The following is a 15,565-nucleotide window of genomic DNA, read 5'->3' as shown; positions in this document are numbered from 1 at the left end:
ATTTATAGAATCTCTTGAGATTGAGCAGATAAGGATGGCAATAATTCACCATATTGAGCAATTAATGTTTCAGCACGAACAACATCTTGGGGGCTATCAATCCCGGACATGCTCGCTCGTCCTTTATAATCCACAGGAACGCAACGAATCGTGTAGCCATTTTCCAATAGACGCAATTGTTCCAATCCTTCTAATTTTTCAAATTTGCTTTCGGGTAAAGTAATATACTTTTTCAGCATATTGAGTGAATATCCATATAAACCAATATGACGAAATATAGGACTTTTGTCGCTTTTTTGACGTAACTCCTCTTCTTTACGCACAGCAGGGATTATACTTTTGCTAAACCAAAAAGCGTTGCCGGTTTGTTCATCGAAAACAGTAGTGGTACCACTAAAAGGGGTTGTTTGTTTATTTTGGCGTAACTCATCAAGTTGTGTCCAGGTTAATTGGGTCACAGGAGTTACTGAATCGCAAGGGGAAGCAGCGAAGTCATCGATCATTGCCCGTAAAAAATCTGGGGGTGTTAGTGGCGCATCTCCTTGCATATTTAAAATAAAATCAGGTTTGCTTGGTATTTGCTCTATTGCTTCAGCGACCCGATCAGTGCCGCTGGGGGCTTCTGGAGAAGTCATCACAGAGACAACACCAATTTCATTACAATGTCGGACAATTCGTTCATCATCAGTTGCGACGATTACAGAAGTATTTTTTAGTCCTTCAGTAGCTGCGAGTGACAAACGCACTACACGTTGTAGCATCGTTTGCCCATGAATTATCACTAATGGTTTTCCTGGTAGTCGGGTTGAAGCATAACGAGCAGGAATGACAATGGCGATTTTCATGGCAAAAAATGGTTCAAAAATAAAAAAACAATAATAGCCTAAATAACAGGCTGTTACTATAGTAGAATGATCGCGCAATAATTTGAGTTAAATAAGGATATTGATGATGAAAAAATTAAATGCAATTCTGATGGGTTTAATGATGATGGGATCTTTTGGTGTTATTGCCGATCAAAATTCTTTGGCAAAATTAACTGATTTGGCAGGTGCATCTGGATTTGAGAAATCTGTTCGCGATGTGGTAAAGCAACAATGGCAACAGTCGATGAGCCGCGTTACTGTAGATGGCATGGGTAATTTAATTGGACTCTATAAAGATAATTCCAAAGGCCCTAATGTTTTATTGATGGCTCATATGGATGAAGTAGGATATATGGTTGAATCGATTACGCCTGATGGTTTTTTAAAGATTATTCCTCTAGGAGGTATTCCAGCCTCAGTTATTTTTGCACAGCGCTGGACTGTTTCCACTCCTAATGGACCTATTCTTGCATATTCTGGAATGGATTCCACTCATCTTATTGAAGAAACCAAAAAAAATAAGTTACCCGCAGTTAATGCAGTTTTTCTTGATATTGGGGCTGAAACAAAAGAGCAAGCAGAAACTCAATTTAATGTTCGCCCAGGATTACAAGTGACTCCTGCCAGTCAATTTAGTCCTTTAAGCGAGAATCGTTATTTAGCAAAAGCACTTGATGATCGATTAGGTTTAGCGTTGATTGGCGATGTTCTGGAATCGCTCAAAAATCAGCAACAGCCTAATCAGCTTTTTACAGCTGCAACGGTACAAGAAGAGGTGGGATTACGTGGAGCAAGTACTGTTTTTAATAGTACCCATCCAGATGTTACCATTAATGTTGAAGTAGGTATTGCTGATGATTATCCTGCGTTGATTGCCGCCCGTAAAGGTAAAATTGCTTTAGGTAAAGGACCTACATTATTTGTTTATGATCGTTCAATGATTCCTCACCAAGAGTTATTAAGTTGGATTTTAGATTTGGCTAAAAAAAATAACATCCAAGTACAATTAGAATCTGAAATAGGGTATGGTCAAGATGGATCCAAAGTACAAGGTTCAGGCTCAGGGGTTCCAAGCATTAATATTGGGGTGCCCATCCGTTATGCACATCAACAAGCCGGTGTATTTGATAAGCGTGATTATGATCAAGCAGTAAGATTAATTAGTTTAATCGTCACGCACCTCAATCAAAATGCTGTCGATCAAATTAAAGCGAGTTAGTTACGTAAGTGGAAGGATGCTTGCATCCTTCTTTATTTCATTTTTTCCTTACATTGCTCTAGGAAATAATTTGCTGATGAGTCCTGCGGATTTATGGACAGTATTTCTTTAAAAAGCTCTAAGGCTTCATTAAATTTTTTTGCTCCATACTGACTTAAAGCGGTGGTAAAAATGGAGGCTGAATCCTTTTTAAACTGAATTTCTGTTGGGGGGTTATGATTAAAGATTTCATAAATATTTATGGGGCGGTTTTTACCTTTTACTTTGGTTAAACCTAAAGAACGAAAGTTATATCGTTCTTTGTGTTGTAATTGTATGAAGGTTTGTTCGCTAATTAATAGTTCGATATCAAAAATGCGAGTTAAGTTCTCTAACCTTGAGGCGATGTTGACTGCATCACTAATAACACTGCAATCCATTCGCTCTTCAAAGCCAACGGTGCCTAAAATCAGATGACCCGTATTGATGCCAATGCCTATACGTATTGGTTCCAGATGGTTGTGTGTTCGAGAGGAATTGAAATTATCTAGAGCCTCTAACAATTCCGATGCAGCCATAAGGGCATCATCTGCATCATTAAATAACGCCATGATGGCATCGCCAATATACTTATCAATAACGCCAGAATTTCTAAGAATTACGGGCTCCATGTAGCTCATCAATGTATTAATCAGATTAAAAATTTCAACTGGAGAAAGTTGTTCAGCAATTGAAGTAAAGGACTTGATGTCTAAAAAAAGGATTGTCATGACTTTTTCAACACAATCACCTAATTTGATGTCGGCAATATTTTTTCGATTCAATACCTTAAGGAAATCTTGAGGTACAAAACGAGCCACTGCAATGGCGTTTTGTTGAATTTGAAGTAACTTGTCAAGCAACTCATTATTTAATGCCCTAACTTTTTGCTCAGCGATTTGCAACTCTTGAAAGTAAGAGTTGGTTCGAACCATATAACGGACACGATAACCAAGTAACGTTGGATTAATCGGCTTGGTTGTAAAATCAGTAGCGCCAGCTTGGTATGCAAGATTAATTGATTCATAATCTTCTAAACCTGTGACTATCATAATGGGAAGATAGCGCCAATCAGGTAATTTGCGAATTTCAGCACAGACTTGAAAGCCATTTAAACCGGGCATTTCGACATCTAATAATACAGCGTCGGGTTTAGTAATTGTAGTTGTAAGTAATGATAATGCTCGTTCACCATTTTCAGCTTGAATAACATTAAAACCCACTTTCATTAATGCATCGCAGGTAATTAGACGCATAGTAGCACTATCATCAACTACTAAAATCAATGGATTTTCTTTTTCCATAAAAAGTTACTCGCTTATAATGGTACAAATTTTTGTTAAATAACTGGCAATATGTTCCAATTCAATAACTTTATCTACGGCATCTAATGATTGTGCTACAGCACCCATGCCGAAAACAACAGAACTTTCTTCGTCTTGGATCAAGGTATGTCCATGAGCTCGCTTTAATTCCAATAATCCTGTTGCTCCATCATCACTCATTCCTGTTAAAAGTATCCCAATGGCTCTGTCTCTGGAAACTTTGGCAATTGATTGAAATAAACGTGTAATTGAAGGACAAAAACCAGAAATAGGGGGGGCATCGACTAATTTGCAGATTAAATTTTTATGAGCTCTATCGATCTCCAGATGTGTATGTTCAGGAGCTATGTAAACTACTCCTGCTTTTAAGATCTCATAGTTTTCTGCATTTTTAACCGTAAGATCTACATTTTCCGCAAGCCATTGTGCAAATCCACAAATAAAACCACTACTCATATGCTGCACAATAACGATAGGTACAGGAAAATCTGCTTGTAATTGAGAGAGAATTGTTTTCAACGCTATGGGGCCACCAATTGAGGCCCCCATGGCAATAATTTCATAAAGGGGCTCGCCTGTATGCTCGGTGTGTGCTTGGTGACCTCCGTGTGTTAAATGTTTTTTTAATGGTTTTTTTATTACTCGAATATCTGCAAGGCTACGAAGAGTATCAACGATATGATTTTTGCTGTCTTCAAAAGAAGGTGAAAATACACTTTCAGGTTTTTCTAAAGCAGTTAATGCACCTGCATCAAGAATATGAAAAGTAGCATGGGCTGATTCGCTATTTATCAAGGAACTGATGATCACAATTGGTGTAGGATGATGTGCCATGATGATACGAGTAGCCTCTAGCCCATCCATAACGGGCATATGTATATCCATAGTAATAAGATTAGGCTTTAATTTTTCGGTTAACTCAATTGCTTCCTTACCATTTTTAGCGATACCAATCACTTCCATATCTTTCGCAGATTCAATGATATGTTGAATTAATGCAATTTCCGTAGGTGAGTCATCAACAATTAAAATTTTTATCATAGACAGTAGTTCACTATAGCAGTACCCTTTTAATTATCTCTGCAGAATTTAATACGAAATTAATTTGATTGCTGCCTGTTAAAGTAGCCCCAATGACACAAGGTATATTGGTTAAAGGTTCTTGCAATGGTTTAAGTACAATTTCTCGTTCACCAATAATTTCGTCGACAAGCAAAGCAATGCACTCTTCATCGTTCTTGATGACAACAACAGAAAAATTTTCCTTAGGATTTTTTTTATTTTCATCAAGATATAACACCTTTGACAACGAGCATAACAAAATTGGCTGTTCCTTAACAAGGACGGTTGGATTCCCTTCTACATTAACAATATCATTCTTTTGTAACAACAATACGCATTCTACGGAGCTGGTAACAATTACAAATGTTTGGCTACCGCATATAATAATTAAACCCCGTTCAGTAGCTAAGGTAAGAGGAACTTGCAAGGAAAAAATAGTTCCTTTACCTGGCTGACTTTCTACATGAACTTGACCTTTGAGACGAAGCAGATTCGAGCGAACGACATCAAGTCCTATGCCGCGTCCAGAAATATCAGTAGCTGACTTGCGAGTAGAAAAACCTGGCCGAAAAAGGAGATCATATATATTTTCTTGTTTCATCGTTTCAAGTTCAATTTGAGTGATAATATTTTTTTGAAGTGCACTACGAATCACATCATCTGTTTTAATACCCATACCATCATCGATTATTTTAAAAACAATTTGATTGTTTTTCTGCGTGACTGCAATAATGATATTTCCTTGTGGTGATTTGCCGGCTTTCAAACGAGACTCGCTATTTTCAATACCATGATCAATGGCATTACGCAAAATATGAACTATGGGATCTTTTAGACCATCAAGTATTAGCTTATCAATTTTTACATTATTACTTCTAATTTCGAAATTCACTTCCTTTTTTAGCTCTTGAGCTAAGTCACGTACTATGCGCGGTAAATAACGTAATTGATTCGTTACCGGAATGAGACGTAATGTACGAATTTCATCCTGAAGCGCATTTAATAAAATCGATAATTCGCTCACAGGTATACGCAGTTCTCTTTCAATTAAATGAGTGGCTTTTTTGGCTTCTGTGAGTTCAGTAAAGTTTACAGAAGATAAAGTATCTAAATGTTTTATTTCGTTGCCAGAATAATTTTTAATTAAATCAGAGGTATTTTTTTTCCAGGACTTAGTGAGTTGCTCCAATTTGAAATTAATTTTGGTTAGCTTAGAATAGTTTTCTTCTATAGCAATTTTAATAGCTTGAATTTCTTCCATATAAACTGAAATACGTTCCAAATTTTGTAAAGACACCCGTATTGATTCAAATTCATTTTTTGGTGGTACAACTGGAAAACCAGCTTTTTCTTTAGGCTTGGTTGAATTTTGATTACTTGGAGATATATGAGATTCTATTTCTCCTTGAGTAATGCCTTCGGCATAATGGGTTAACCTCTGCAAATGAGCGTGTAAGTCAAAAGATAAGGGGCGTTGTTCACTAAAGCATTGTATTGCTTCATTCATATAGTCAATTGATTGCAAACAAAGATTAATTATTTCAGAAGAGATCGCTATCTTTTTTTTCTGAATTGCAGCAAATAAAGCTTCTAAATAGTGAGCAATTTCACCTACATCCACGGCTCCTACGCCTCGAGCAGAACCTTTGATATTATGGGCAACTCGAAACATTTCTTCCAATAAATTTTGGAAGTCCTGTTCCGATTCAGTTCCTTTCTCGAGTTGTAATAATCCATCCGTTATTGTGATTAAATTTTCATGAAGCTCTGTGGTAAATGTTTCAACAATTTTTTTTATAAACTCACTATCTGGAGAAGGAGGGGGGGGGATTGATGACGATACTGCTTCATTAGATTTCTTGTCATGTGGTGTGGTCTTTGGTTGGGTTATTTGTTTTTCTTCTTCATTCTTTTCCAGCTGTAAAAGAGATTCAAGTTGGTATAGTAGTTTATTAAGGTTGGCGGAAAGAGGTTTTTTTTCAATAAAATCATGCATGGCTTCACGCATTCCGTCAACTGCACGAAATGTTAATTGGATGATCTCTGTAGAGATTTTATGATACGGATCAAATAGTTGCTCCACAAATTCAGCGATCTTGCCAAGGGTTTGCATGCCTACTGAAAATGCTGAAACTTTAATATTGCGCCCAGCACGGGAAATGTCCGCCATCATCAGATTGAGATCATTTACTGCTTCTGCGCGTTCAATTTTTCTTAAATTCTCAGTAATAATTGACAGTAATGACTCAAGTTCTGGGCCAAATGTTTCAAGTAACTGTTTTAATAATTGATCGTTTGGAGTCATATTAAAGCTTCTAAACTTTATAAATGTTCACACCATCTTTAAGATGCTTTGCTATATCATCTAACTTATGGATAAAATCCATCAATTCTTTAATACCACCTGAAAAAGTTGATGTAGTACGGTTAATTTCATTCATACTTTCGACTATTTGTTCTATACCTACAGTTTCCTGACGTATGGCTACCTCAATGTGCTGACTTGAAATAGAAGCTTCATTGATCATTTTACTAAGCGTTTGAATGACTTGGCCCGCTTTATCAATGAGTTTTGTTCCGGATTCAAGGGCTTTTGCTCCTTCTTCAGTAACAGTAACGGCTTTTTCGGTAGTTCGGCGGATATCTTCAAGAATTTTTTGTACCTGCACTGTCGATTGTTCTGATTGTTCCGCAAGGTTTCTAACTTCAGTGGCAACAGCAGCAAATCCTTTTCCAGCTTCGCCTGCTTTAGACGCTTCAATTGATGCATTCAATGCCAGCATCTTTGATTGTTGTGCTAGGGTATTCACTACTGAAGTGATATCTCCAATTTGTTGGGTGTGAGTGCTTAAATCAAGAATGGTTTGGGCGATCAGCTTCATTTTTTCTTCTAAAGCATTAATCCCTTCAATGCTTTGTGCCACCGATTCCGTGCCTAATTTTCCTTGTTCATATGTATTTTTAGCAACTTCCCTTAAAGTTTGTGCTTTAGCCATAGTTTGTTTTGAGCTTTTATCAATTTCTTCTAGAGAGGCGCTAATTTCATTAATTGCAGTTGCTTGTGATGTGATGCTTTCAGCTTGTTCATTGGCTGAGGTAAGAATCGTTTCAACCATGGTCACTATTTCATTGCCCGCAGTGGTGATTTTTTTTGTAATCGATGCTAAACCATCGGTCATTAAATTTAAATCTTTGCCTAAATCTTGTAAAATGTCTTCTTTATCAATTTCAAGATGCTCTCTAAGGTCGCCTGCGGCAACTTTACTGCTATGCTCACGAAATTTCTTTGATGAATTGACTAATTTTTCAAATAATATTCGAGATTCTTCTTCTTTAGTACGAAGAATCTCTTCATTCTTCTTAATTGCTTCTTGCATCGTTTTTAGTGATAAAAGCAATTTACCTAATTTATCTCTAGTTGGAATTTGGATCATTATATCGCGTTCACCTGTGGCAATTTTTTCAGCAATATCAATTGCCTTATCAATGGGAATGGACATCGCTCGCGATGTGATGTAGGGAACAATAATGGTTAAAATAATAGCTAAAATGAGTAGCCAATAGGCAGAGTTCTTTATAGAGATTAAACTTTTATTAATTTTGGTCGTATTCTTTTCGATTTCTTGAGATAACAAATTAAATATGCCCCCCGTTCTTTTCCCTGTTTCAGCGGAATAAGCACCGTCGATAATTTTAATCATCGTATTTTCAAGACTTCTTGTTTTATTCCTAGTTGTTTCTACATTATCAGGATTATTGGGATCTCTTGGCGTATTGATTATCGCGCTTTGAATCTCGTAAAGAGGTAAATAGAGTTCTTCCAGCTTGTCCCATTCTGTTCGGAGTTTGGCATTACCTGTAGAATGCATGGCTTGATTCCATTTATTTCTAATATTAGTGATTTGCTCCCACATGCGATCAAAATGGGCTTTGTCCTCAGGGTCGCCTGTCATTGCCCAATGTTCCAATATGTCTTGAATCTCATAAATTTGGCTATCAAGAATTTGTGGCAAATTTTCATTGCGTATTTTCTGACTTAATTCGACTACAAAGTTAACTTTGGGTATTAAAAGCATAATTAATAGCAATAAAGGAAGACTAAGAGTCATAAATCCAATGATTAAGCGAGCATGAACGGTGATAATAAGGCCTCGATTATTAATGGTTTCCATGAACCTCTCCTCTCCTATATAAACTTTTTTTAATCTCTAAACATAAACTCGATATTAGAGTCTCAACATGAATAATTGCTGTAACTGCCTGATGTAATCCTAGAATGTATTCAGGCTTTGCTGCATTTATCGAAGATAAAGGAACGGCCAATTGATTTGGTTGATAAATAGCACTACCTTCGATTTGAGGAGTAAGTAAGGCAAGAGTGATGTTGCTGGCATTAATAACAATAATAAATTCGTTTTTTTGTTTCAGATTATGTGTTGATGAATGCGGATGAAAAAATTGGAATAGATCGATCACAGTAATTAATGCCCCTCGCCAATTAATGACCCCAGCAATAAAATGGGGGATGAATGGGGGTTTTACCAAAACTACATGATGTAAAATTTCTTGGACATATTGATAGGGAATTCCATAGTGCTCATTGTTGCTAAGACTGAAATGAACAAAAGCAACACCATTATTTTGCGTTTTATCCACTTCCTGTTGTGCAAGCTGCTTGGCTCTTGCTTGCAATATGTATAATGCTTCCTCACTTTTTGGTATCAGTTCAGAAGCGTGCCTTTGTTCTTTTATCGTCATTTAAAATCCTTTTTTGTTTCATCATCTTTATTTAGAGAGAAATAGATAGCATCATTATGATGAAAAATAAGATTAGTTCCTGATGTAACAATTGGATCTGATGCGCCTAGAACAAGATAACCGTGTTCGGTCATACAGGCACTTAATTTATTCATAATTTTTGTAACAAGTTCATTATCAAAATAAATTAGCACATTACGACATAATATTAAATCAACATCGAATATTCCATTAATTATAGATGGGTAGCTATTATCACATAGATTAAGATATTTAAATTGTACCAAGTTACAAATTTCTGGTGAAAGAATGTATGAGCGATTATTTGTTTTAAAATATCGTTTTAGGTATTTCTCAGAAATAGAGCGCATCGACCATTGTCCATAAGTACCGGAGTTTGCTTTTTGGAGTGCACTGGTATTTATATCGGTTCCTAATAAATAGAGGTCCCAAGCATCGATATTGGGAAGCAATTCTGTTAATAACATGGCAATTGTATATATTTCTTCACCAGAAGAACAACCAGCACTCCAAATTTTTAAAGTAAAGTCATTCGACTTTTTTTTGATTAATTGAGGTAAAAGAATTTTTTCAAGTAACATCATTTGATTCTTATCGCGGAAAAAATAACTTTCACCTACAGTAATCGATGCAAGTAAATCAGCTAACAAAGAAGAGTTATAAGAACAATTTTTTAGGTGGTTTATATATTCTTGAGGTAAGTAATTAAATTTAATACATGCGGCAACAATTGTTTTTGTGAGTTCTGTAGCCTGATGTATACGAATAACGAGACCAAATCTTTTGTGAATGAGCTCGATAAACTCTGGCTCGAGTTTTTTTATCTCATTTATTATTGTATTAGTATTGTTGTTCATGATTAATTACTTGATTTATTTCTTGTGTCAGTTTTAGCGTAAATACCCAATCAATATTAATTAATAGTGAAACCCCGGTTTCTAGAGTGACGACACCAAAAAATGGCGAGTTACTATTTGTAAACTCTTCATGAACTTCGATCTTTTTTTCATCAATTTCATTGATGCCAAGTACTTTATCAACAATTAAACCTAGCTGATGTGATCCATTATCGCACAGAAGAACTGGTATATTTAAAGGATATATTTGCTCACGTAACAAACCAATACTAATCGCTAAATCAAGAACAGGAATGCATTTACTTTTAAGATTCATCAATCCTGCACAATAGACAGGACAAGAGGGAACTATTTCAAGCAAAGGTAAAGGAAGTACTTTAGCCACATATCTCAACTCAATACAGGCATGGATGTCTTGCAAAAGAAAATGGAGAACAGTTATGTTCTTGATTGACATTTTAGGTTCTTCCTTTAAATAAAAAATATTTTTAAGTATATGTATTATATTTATAGACTTAATACTATTTATGTACAAGATAATTCAGGAAATCGTTTCTTTGAACGATCGCTCATCTCTATAAACACGGAAGATCTATTTCAGGGGATGTTGTAAGATGAAATTTAGACCCTCCGCTTTTGAGGAGGGTGGCAGTCGCTTTAGAGAGAAACAATTAGAAGATGATCTATCTTGCTGAGACGTCTTCACGTGCAAAATAATTTAAATCCAGTTCTCGAGCAGCTTTAACATCATCCAGTCGTTTAACAGGTAAAGAATGAGGTGCTTCTTTAACTATGTTAGGACTTGTTGTTGCTTCTTCTTTAATAGATTTCATTACTTGTACAAACTGATCCAGTTCTTCTTTGCTTTCAGTTTCTGTAGGCTCAATAAGCAAACATTCAGGAATAAGCAAAGGAAAATAGGTGGTTGGGGCATGAATGCCATAATCTAATAATCTTTTGGCAATGTCCATGGCGGTAATGCCATAAGATTTCTTTTCTGGACTTAGTGTTAAGATAAATTCATGCGAAGCGCGTCTGTTTGGATAGGCTGGAGTGAATCCTACTTTGATTAATTCTTTAAGCAGATAATTTGCGTTCAGTGTTGCGTATTCCGAAACACGCAATAAACCCTCTTTACCAAGTACACGTATATAAAAATAGGCACGCAGCAATATACCCGCATTTCCCATAAAGCAAGACAAACGGCCTATACTCTGGGGATAATCCTGGTGAGTTGCCCATTGATATTCTGAATTTGTTTTTTTCACAACGGGTAATGGGATGAATGGTAGTAAACGTTTGCCTACAGCCACAGGACCTGCACCAGGTCCACCGCCACCATGAGGGGTAGCGAAGGTTTTATGAAGATTGAGATGCATGACATCAAAGCCCATATCACCAGGCCTTACTTTTCCTAAAATGGCATTAAGATTAGCGCCATCGTAATACAATAATCCACCCGCTTGATGCACCAAGGCGGCTATTTCTTTAATTTGTCGCATAAACAATCCGAGGGTAGAGGGATTTGTTAGCATGATTCCTGCTGTTTTTGGACCAAGTTTGCTCTTTAACTCTTCAAGATCAATATCGCCGTCTGCAGCGGTAGCTATTTCAACAATTTTAAATCCACACATGACTGCTGAAGCTGGGTTTGTGCCATGGGCAGCATCAGGAATCAACATTTCATCGCGTGCGGTATCACCTCGAGATTGGTGATAAGCTTTAATCATTGCAACACCTGCAAACTCACCTTGGGAACCTGCCATAGGTGTCAAAGATACGCCAGCCATCCCTGTCATTTCGGCTATATATTCTTGTAAGAGATAAAGCGGTTCTAAAAAGCCTTGGCTGTCTTCTTCTGTAGCAAGTGGATGGCGATTGAGAAAATTCGCGTTGGATGCTGCTTTATGTACCCCGCGCGGATTATATTTCATGGTACACGAACCTAATGGATAAAAATTACTGTCTATTGCAAAATTTTTATGAGAAAGACGCGTGAAATGCCGCACTACTTGTAATTCGGAGCAAGCAGGTAATTTAGGTGGTATTTTTCGCTCTAATTCGGCAGGAATGGCGTATTTACTCTTTGAAATTTTCGGTGCTTGGGCCGTAGCTTGACGGTTTTTTTGGGATAATTCAAAAATCAACATAATTTGCCTTCCGTTTTCTGAATAAGCTCTTTGAGTTCAGCTCGATGATTAACAGGGGTAAATTCAATAAATTGATACTCCGCTATTTCTGCTAAATAATAGGGGTCATTTTTGAATATAGATTCAAGATAAGCGCGATCATTTGTAGCCGCAATGATGATCCCGCCTGTACGTGGTTTCATTGGGCCAGAAGCTACCAATAATCCTTGTTTGTAATAGTAATCAAGAAATTCTCTGTGTGACTGTAAATATTTATCTACTTCATTAAGAGGTACTAGATAAGTTAACTGAATTACGAACATGCGACACCTCGTTGAGACATGATGGCTTTTAATGTTTTTGCATAAAGATCGATATCCTCATCTGTGCGCATTTCTGTAGCGCAGACCAAAAGGGTATTTGCTAATTGAGGATAATGGCTTCCTGGGGCGTAACCGCCAGTAATGCCGGCATTTGCTAATTCTTTTAATACGTGATCAACGGGCTGATTTAATTGAAGCAATACTTCATGAAAATAAGGGGCATCAAAAACTAACTCTACACCATCAATTTGGGTTAAAACTTCAGCTAGTACATGGGTATTCTGATGGCATTGGCTCGCTACTTGACGTAATCCTTCTGCTCCTAAAAGACTCATGTGAATAGTCGCTGCGGTAACCAGTAATCCTTGATTAGTACAAATGTTTGAAGTCGCTTTAGCACGACGAATATGTTGTTCTCGTGCTTGTAATGTTAAAGTAAATCCTCTTTTACCGTCTTTATCTAAAGTACAACCAATCAGTCTCCCTGGAAGTTGCCGTACATAAGCCATGCGTGTGCTTAAAAAACCAAAATAAGGGCCGCCAGATGCCATAGGCGAGCCTAAGGGTTGTCCTTCACCGCAAACAATATCTACTCCATGATTACCCCATAAACCCGGTGGTTTTAATAATGCAAGCGATACTGGATTAACACAGGCAATACTAATGACTTTGTTTTGATGAGCCCAATCACTTAGTTCATCGACTCTTTCAAGGCAACCAAAGAAATTAGGCTGCGCAATCACAAGTGCGGTAATATCTTCACCAGAATATTGCTCTAATGCAGAAAGAGCGATAATGCCTTGCTTGTCATCAAACGGTAAAGTAATGACTTCGATATGTTGATTACGTAGGATTGTTTCGACAGTTTCACGATAAAAAGGATGAATAGTACCTGCAATTAACACCCGATTTGTTTTACTGTGTTTGTTGATGCGTACTGCCATTAAAATAGCTTCCGCCAAAGACGTGGCGCCATCATACATCGATGCATTAGAGACATCCATTCCAGTGAGTTCGCAGATCATTGTTTGATATTCGTAGAGTAACTGTAAGGTCCCCTGACTGGCTTCTGCTTGGTATGGTGTGTAAGCGGTTAAAAACTCTCCGCGAGAGGCAAGCTCCCACACTGCGGCAGGAATATGATGTTCATAACATCCTGCTCCCATGAAGCAAATTCCATTACGGTTTTTATTCGCTAAGTTTTGTGCTTCTTTCAACATATCCATTTCGTTAATACCGGCAGGTATGTTTTGAAAGCCTGCATAGAGCAAAGCTAATGGGATCTCATCAAACAAAGCTTGAGTCTCTTGTGCTCCAATAGCATTCAGCATGAGCTTGATGTCTTCAGGGGTATGTGGGATATAAGGCATAATTAATGTTCCTCAGCAATCTCATTTTGATATTGTTCAGCATTTAACAAACTATTTATTTCATCAGGATGGCTTGGTCTTAACTTGACGAGCCAGCCAGCTGCATAGGGATCGCTATTGACGAGAGCTGGATTTTCAACAACCATTTCATTAACTGCAGTGACAATACCACTAACTGGGGCATAAAAATCAGAAGCAGCTTTTACAGATTCAACGACACCTAATTCTTCACCAGCACTTACTTGATCACCTATTTCTGGAAGCTCAACAAAAACCATATCTCCCAAAAGTTCTTGAGCATGATCCGTAATACCTACAGTTACCTCTTCATTTCCTTTCTTTAGCCATTCGTGTGTAATGGTGAATTTTAAATCATTCATTGTATTTATCCTCATTTTTAGTGTAGCTTAAATGAAGCGAGGTGGAGCTTCAGAAGTTTGTACCACTAAAATTTAGCATCCTTAGCCCCTATTTTTGCTCGCTATGAACTCAATTGCCTATGATAATGTGACGTTAAAGTGCTTTTCCCAATTTGACAAAACGTGGCTTACCTACTTTTGCGGGGACTAATTTACCACGAATATCTACCATTACTTCCCCCCCTGTTTCAACAGGAACGCGTGCTAATGCGATGGATTTTTCTAATGTAGGAGAATAGCTTCCACTAGTAATAATTCCATCGGCACAACTAGGAACAACTATTCTTTGACCTTGACGCATGATTCCTTTATCTAACAGGGTAAGCCCTACCATTTTGCGTTTAATCCCTATTTGCTTTTGTGAAAATAAAGCGCCCATTCCAATAAAATCGCGATCTTCAGGTTCCCACTTAATAGTCCATGCTAAACCTGATTCCAATGGACTGGTGGTTTCATCCATATCTTGACCATAAAGAAGCATACCTGCTTCTAATCTTAAAGTATCTCGCGCACCTAAACCACAAGGATGGATCCCTGCTTGCATCAAATCATGCCATAATTGTACGATGATTTCTTGCGGAACAATAATTTCTAAACCATCTTCTCCAGTGTATCCGGTGCGTGCAAAAAACCAATTTTCTACATCAACGCATTCGAAATGAGTTAATGTAGAAACTGCGTCAATTTGTGCAGGATTAAGTGTTTTTAACACTTTTTCTACCGCGTTAGGGCCTTGTACGGCAAGCATGGCTAATTCTCTTCGTTCTTGCAAGCCAACAGCAAATCCTTCACTTTTTTTGCGAATCCAGGCTAAATCATTTTCTCGGGTTGCTGAGTTGAGAATAATCCGATAATTATCTGAAGCACGCTGATAAACGATAAGGTCATCAATAATTCCACCATGCTCATTGCACATGCAGCTGTAAAGAGCTTTTCCATTATGTTCCAATAAGTCAACATCATTAGTTAGAAGTTTGCGTAAAAATTGACGGCAACCAGCACCAAGCACATCTACGATAGTCATATGTGACACATCAAACATACCCGCATCTTTGCGAACATACTGATGTTCTGTGATCTGAGATCCATAATGCAACGGCATTTCCCAACCATGAAAATCAACCATTTTTGCACCACATTCTAAATGCGTGGCATGAAGAGGGGTTTTAGCAATCATTGCATATCCTTATAATAGAAC

Annotated in this window: 14 protein-coding genes; 1 reads left to right on the top strand and 13 read right to left on the bottom strand. The window is 37.3% G+C overall.

The window, feature by feature from the left end; translation table 11 throughout:
• Window positions 1-2: 2 nt before the first annotated feature.
• Complete coding sequence (gene kdsB / locus Lsan_RS07360) at window positions 3-845, bottom strand: 3-deoxy-manno-octulosonate cytidylyltransferase (RefSeq protein ID WP_058513862.1); 843 nt, start codon at window positions 843-845, stop codon at window positions 3-5.
• Window positions 846-948: 103 nt separating this feature from the next.
• Between kdsB and Lsan_RS07355 the strand changes: the two genes are divergently transcribed.
• Window positions 949-2,085 (top strand): M42 family metallopeptidase, encoded by a 1,137-nt coding sequence (locus Lsan_RS07355; RefSeq protein ID WP_058513861.1) that lies wholly within the window; start codon window positions 949-951, stop codon window positions 2,083-2,085.
• Window positions 2,086-2,117: 32 nt separating this feature from the next.
• On the opposite strand, the gene Lsan_RS07350 is transcribed toward Lsan_RS07355, so the two are convergent.
• The 12 genes from Lsan_RS07350 to gcvT form a co-directional block, all read right to left on the bottom strand.
• A complete protein-coding gene (locus Lsan_RS07350; RefSeq protein WP_058513860.1) occupies window positions 2,118-3,407 on the bottom strand; it encodes a response regulator in 1,290 nt (429 codons plus the stop codon).
• A 6-nt stretch (window positions 3,408-3,413) separates the two neighbouring features.
• On the bottom strand, window positions 3,414-4,469 hold the full coding sequence (gene cheB / locus Lsan_RS07345) for a chemotaxis-specific protein-glutamate methyltransferase CheB (protein ID WP_058513859.1): 1,056 nt from the start codon (window positions 4,467-4,469) through the stop codon (window positions 3,414-3,416).
• 13 nt (window positions 4,470-4,482) lie between these two features.
• The gene (locus Lsan_RS07340) at window positions 4,483-6,795 is read right to left on the bottom strand and encodes an ATP-binding protein (protein ID WP_058513858.1); all 2,313 of its coding nucleotides are present in this window, start codon (window positions 6,793-6,795) and stop codon (window positions 4,483-4,485) included.
• A gap of 10 nt (window positions 6,796-6,805) precedes the next feature.
• Window positions 6,806-8,662, bottom strand: a complete 1,857-nt coding sequence (locus tag Lsan_RS07335; RefSeq protein WP_058513857.1) for a methyl-accepting chemotaxis protein — start codon at window positions 8,660-8,662, stop codon at window positions 6,806-6,808.
• On the bottom strand, window positions 8,649-9,248 hold the full coding sequence (locus Lsan_RS07330; protein ID WP_058513856.1) for a chemotaxis protein CheW: 600 nt from the start codon (window positions 9,246-9,248) through the stop codon (window positions 8,649-8,651). Before Lsan_RS07330 ends, Lsan_RS07335 begins: the two co-directional genes overlap by 14 nt.
• Complete coding sequence (locus tag Lsan_RS07325; protein ID WP_058513855.1) at window positions 9,245-10,126, bottom strand: CheR family methyltransferase; 882 nt, start codon at window positions 10,124-10,126, stop codon at window positions 9,245-9,247. Before Lsan_RS07325 ends, Lsan_RS07330 begins: the two co-directional genes overlap by 4 nt.
• Window positions 10,110-10,583, bottom strand: a complete 474-nt coding sequence (locus Lsan_RS07320; protein ID WP_058513854.1) for a CheW domain-containing protein — start codon at window positions 10,581-10,583, stop codon at window positions 10,110-10,112. The genes Lsan_RS07325 and Lsan_RS07320 overlap by 17 nt, the downstream gene beginning before the upstream one ends.
• 226 nt (window positions 10,584-10,809) lie before the next feature.
• Window positions 10,810-12,276 (bottom strand): aminomethyl-transferring glycine dehydrogenase subunit GcvPB, encoded by a 1,467-nt coding sequence (gene gcvPB / locus Lsan_RS07315; RefSeq protein ID WP_058513853.1) that lies wholly within the window; start codon window positions 12,274-12,276, stop codon window positions 10,810-10,812.
• Window positions 12,270-12,578, bottom strand: coding sequence for a YciI family protein (locus Lsan_RS07310; protein ID WP_003634175.1), 309 nt, complete (start codon window positions 12,576-12,578; stop codon window positions 12,270-12,272). The genes gcvPB and Lsan_RS07310 overlap by 7 nt, the downstream gene beginning before the upstream one ends.
• Entirely contained in the window at window positions 12,569-13,948 is a 1,380-nt protein-coding gene (gene gcvPA, locus Lsan_RS07305) for an aminomethyl-transferring glycine dehydrogenase subunit GcvPA (RefSeq protein ID WP_058513852.1), read from the bottom strand. Before gcvPA ends, Lsan_RS07310 begins: the two co-directional genes overlap by 10 nt.
• Window positions 13,949-13,950: 2 nt before the next feature.
• Complete coding sequence (gcvH, locus tag Lsan_RS07300; RefSeq protein WP_058513851.1) at window positions 13,951-14,328, bottom strand: glycine cleavage system protein GcvH; 378 nt, start codon at window positions 14,326-14,328, stop codon at window positions 13,951-13,953.
• Window positions 14,329-14,461: 133 nt separating this feature from the next.
• Window positions 14,462-15,544: a glycine cleavage system aminomethyltransferase GcvT gene (gene gcvT, locus Lsan_RS07295; protein WP_058513850.1), complete on the bottom strand. Its 1,083-nt coding sequence runs from the start codon at window positions 15,542-15,544 to the stop codon at window positions 14,462-14,464.
• Between the last annotated feature and the right edge of the window lie 21 nt (window positions 15,545-15,565).

Origin of the sequence: Legionella santicrucis, assembly GCF_001468135.1 — a bacterium.
Taxonomy (GTDB): Bacteria; Pseudomonadota; Gammaproteobacteria; order Legionellales; family Legionellaceae; genus Legionella; species Legionella santicrucis.
This window is presented reverse-complemented; position numbering and strand designations above follow the sequence as displayed.

Excerpts from the sequence above, each read along its gene's own strand:
- kdsB (WP_058513862.1), bottom strand. The coding sequence starts at position 845 with ATGAAAATCGCCATTGTCATTCCTGCTCGTTATGCTTCAACCCGACTA.
- Lsan_RS07355 (WP_058513861.1), top strand. The coding sequence starts at position 949 with ATGATGAAAAAATTAAATGCAATTCTGATGGGTTTAATGATGATGGGA.
- Lsan_RS07350 (WP_058513860.1), bottom strand. The coding sequence starts at position 3,407 with ATGGAAAAAGAAAATCCATTGATTTTAGTAGTTGATGATAGTGCTACT.
- cheB (WP_058513859.1), bottom strand. The coding sequence starts at position 4,469 with ATGATAAAAATTTTAATTGTTGATGACTCACCTACGGAAATTGCATTA.
- Lsan_RS07340 (WP_058513858.1), bottom strand. The coding sequence starts at position 6,795 with ATGACTCCAAACGATCAATTATTAAAACAGTTACTTGAAACATTTGGC.
- Lsan_RS07335 (WP_058513857.1), bottom strand. The coding sequence starts at position 8,662 with ATGGAAACCATTAATAATCGAGGCCTTATTATCACCGTTCATGCTCGC.
- Lsan_RS07330 (WP_058513856.1), bottom strand. The coding sequence starts at position 9,248 with ATGACGATAAAAGAACAAAGGCACGCTTCTGAACTGATACCAAAAAGT.
- Lsan_RS07325 (WP_058513855.1), bottom strand. The coding sequence starts at position 10,126 with ATGAACAACAATACTAATACAATAATAAATGAGATAAAAAAACTCGAG.
- Lsan_RS07320 (WP_058513854.1), bottom strand. The coding sequence starts at position 10,583 with ATGTCAATCAAGAACATAACTGTTCTCCATTTTCTTTTGCAAGACATC.
- gcvPB (WP_058513853.1), bottom strand. The coding sequence starts at position 12,276 with ATGTTGATTTTTGAATTATCCCAAAAAAACCGTCAAGCTACGGCCCAA.
- Lsan_RS07310 (WP_003634175.1), bottom strand. The coding sequence starts at position 12,578 with ATGTTCGTAATTCAGTTAACTTATCTAGTACCTCTTAATGAAGTAGAT.
- gcvPA (WP_058513852.1), bottom strand. The coding sequence starts at position 13,948 with ATGCCTTATATCCCACATACCCCTGAAGACATCAAGCTCATGCTGAAT.
- gcvH (WP_058513851.1), bottom strand. The coding sequence starts at position 14,328 with ATGAATGATTTAAAATTCACCATTACACACGAATGGCTAAAGAAAGGA.
- gcvT (WP_058513850.1), bottom strand. The coding sequence starts at position 15,544 with ATGATTGCTAAAACCCCTCTTCATGCCACGCATTTAGAATGTGGTGCA.